The organism is uncultured Xylophilus sp., from assembly GCA_913776965.1.
In the GTDB taxonomy this organism is placed as follows: Bacteria; Pseudomonadota; Gammaproteobacteria; order Burkholderiales; family Burkholderiaceae_C; genus Xylophilus.
This window is the reverse complement of record CAJYQL010000042.1, coordinates 1-2,690: the sequence shown is the minus strand read 5'-3', so window position 1 is coordinate 2,690 and position 2,690 is coordinate 1. Positions and strand designations below refer to the sequence as shown.

Sequence of the window (2,690 nt, the reverse complement as noted above, 5' to 3'; positions counted from 1 at the left end):
GCCGAGCGGCAAGCCGCTGACCGAAGGCGTGCCGGGCCTGTTCACCTACGACGGCTACCACCAGCGCTTCCAGAACGCGGTGGTGCTGGTCACCGGCCAGCTCGCGGCGGAAGACCCGTGGGTGCTCGGCCAGGAGAAGAGCGCCGCCGACCGTGCCCGCGATGCCGCGGCCCTGGGCCAGCTCACCGACCGCGTGCGGCGCCTCTATCTGGAGGAATACGCGCGCCTGTGGCAGGCCCTGCTGGCCGACGTGCGCCTGATCCGTGCCGGCGGGCTGGAGAAGAACATCGACATCGCGCGCATCGTCTCGGGCGCCGATTCGCCGCTGGCCAACTTCCTGCGCGCGGTGGTCAGGCAGACTACGCTCACGCCTGCGAAGGACGACAAGTCCGCCGTCGGCAAGGCCGCCGAAACCGTGCGCAACACGCGCAAGGGCCTGGAGGAGCTGTTCGGCGGCGGCGCCGACGCCCAGCGTGCGGTGCCGGTGGGCAAGAGCATCGAGTCCATCGTGGACGACCGCTTCGAGAGCCTGCGCCGGCTGGTCACGCCCGCGGCGCCAGGCCAGCCGGCGCCCATCGACGACGCACTCAAGCTGTTCAACGAGGTCTACGTCTATCTCACGGCGGTGGACACGGCCGTCAAGAGCCGCAGCGCGCCGCCGCCCGGCGACGTGGCCGGCAAGCTCAAGTCCGACGCCGGCCGCCTGCCGGACCCGGTGCGCTCGATGATCGAGAACCTCAGCAGCACCGGCGCCGCCCAGGCCCGCGTGGCCGAGCGCGGCAACCTGAGCCAGGACCTGCGCCCGGTCACCGAGTTCTGCCAGCGCGCCATCGCCGGCCGCTATCCCTTCGTGGAAAGCAGCAGCCGCGACGTGCTGCCCGAGGACTTCGGCCAGATGTTCGGCCCCGGCGGGCTGATGGACGACTTCTTCCAGAAGAAGCTGGCGCAGCTGGTGGACACCAGCCGCCGGCCGTGGCGCTACAAGCCCGTCGCCGAGCAGGGCGCCATCTCGCCGGCGGCGCTGCAGCAGTTCGAGCGGGCGGACCTGATCAGGCAGGTGTTCTTCCGCGGCGGCGGCCGCACGCCGGGCATGCGGCTGGACTTCAAGCCGGTGGAGATGGACGCCGGCATCACCAGCTTCGCGCTCGACGTGGACGGCCAGGTGGTCAAGTACGCGCACGGCCCCATCGTGCCGATGACCGTGCAGTGGCCCGGCCCGCGCAACACCAACCAGGTGCGCCTGACCATCGCACCGCCCACCTCGGGCGGCACCTCGGGCCAGGTCACCGAAGGGCCGTGGGCGCTGTTCAAGATGCTCGACCGCGGCCAGCTGGCCTCGGGCGACGGACCGGAGAAGTTCTTCATCACCTTCCAGCTCGATGCGCGGCGCGCCCGCTTCGAAGTCACGACCAACAGCGTGCAGCATCCGATCCGGCTCAAGGAACTGCGCGAGTTCTCCTGCCCGGAGGGTCTGTGAGGGCGGCGCACTTCCTGGCCGAGCCGCAGGCGCTGCCCGGCTGGTTCGGCAAGCTGCCGGGCATCGGCGACTTCGCGCACCGAAGGCTGCCGGCGGCGTTCCGCGCGGCCTGGGACGGCTGGCTGCAGGAAGGCCTGATGCAGCTGCGCCTGCGCCATGAGGGCGAATGGCACGCGCGCTACCTGGAAGGGCCGCTGTGGTTCTTCGTGCTCGCGCCCGGCGTGGCCGACGGCCAGGCCTGGGCCGGCGTGATGATGCCCTCGGTCGACGGCGTGGGCCGCTACTTTCCCTTCACCGTGGCCGCGCCGCTGCAGGGCACGATGCCCGCCGCCGCCGAGTGGCCCGCGCTGCTGGCGTGGTGGCGATGCGCCGCACAGGCCGCGCTGCAGGCGCTGGAGCAGGACCTGGATGCCGCCGCCTTCGATGCGCTGCTGGCCGCCATGCACGGCAGCACCGGCTCGGCGACGGAGGCGGGCGAGGCGCCGGCCTGGCCCACGCACGGCCAGTCGCTGTGGCTCACGCAGCCGGAGGCGACCGGCGCCCCGGTCCTCACCGCCGCCGGACTGCCGCGCGGCACGCGCTTCGACCTGCTCTTCGGTTTCGACGACCGCACCGAAGGCAGCCTGCCGGAGGTCGCGCGATGAGCGAGGCGCGTCCTGACGAACCGACCCGCGTCTTCGGCGGCGGCGCGCCCGGCCCCGACGAGGCGACGCGCGTGGTGACCGGTGCCCAGGCCGGCGCGAATGGCGGCGACGCCACCCGGGTCGTGACCGGCGGTGGCGACCTGGGTGGCGATGCGACGCGCGTGGTCACCGGCAGCGCCTTTCCGGCGAGCCGGACGCGCACCGGTGCCGGTGCCGGTGCCGCGACTACAGGCGGCGGGCGCAGCGGCGGCGACGCCGGCACCCTGCCGCCGGGCAGCCTGCTGGCCGAATTCGAGATCACCCGCGCCATCGGCCAGGGCGGCTTCGGCGTGGTCTACGAGGCCTGGGACCACACGCTCGAGCGAGTGGTCGCCATCAAGGAATACCTGCCCACCTCGCTGGCCACGCGCACCGGCGACGGCACCATCGCGCCGCTGTCGGCGCGCCACCGCGAGACCTTCGACCTGGGCATGCGCTCCTTCATCAACGAGGCCCGGCTGCTGGCGCAGTTCGACCATCCCTCGCTGCTGAAGGTCTACCGCTTCTGGCAGGAGCGCGGCACCACCTAC

At 72.7% G+C, this 2,690-nt stretch carries 2 protein-coding genes and 1 pseudogene; all 3 read left to right on the top strand.

Annotated features, from left to right (window positions below; all coding sequences use genetic code 11):
• Positions 1-1,477: type VI secretion system membrane subunit TssM (gene tssM / locus QZ500_RS06440; RefSeq protein WP_295852457.1), on the top strand; the 1,477-nt coding region annotated here is incomplete at its 5' end.
• A complete protein-coding gene (gene tagF / locus QZ500_RS06435; RefSeq protein WP_295852453.1) occupies positions 1,474-2,121 on the top strand; it encodes a type VI secretion system-associated protein TagF in 648 nt (215 codons plus the stop codon). The genes tssM and tagF, both read left to right, overlap by 4 nt.
• Positions 2,118-2,690: pseudogene (locus QZ500_RS06430) on the top strand (hypothetical protein); the annotation flags it as partial. The gene tagF and the pseudogene QZ500_RS06430, both read left to right, overlap by 4 nt.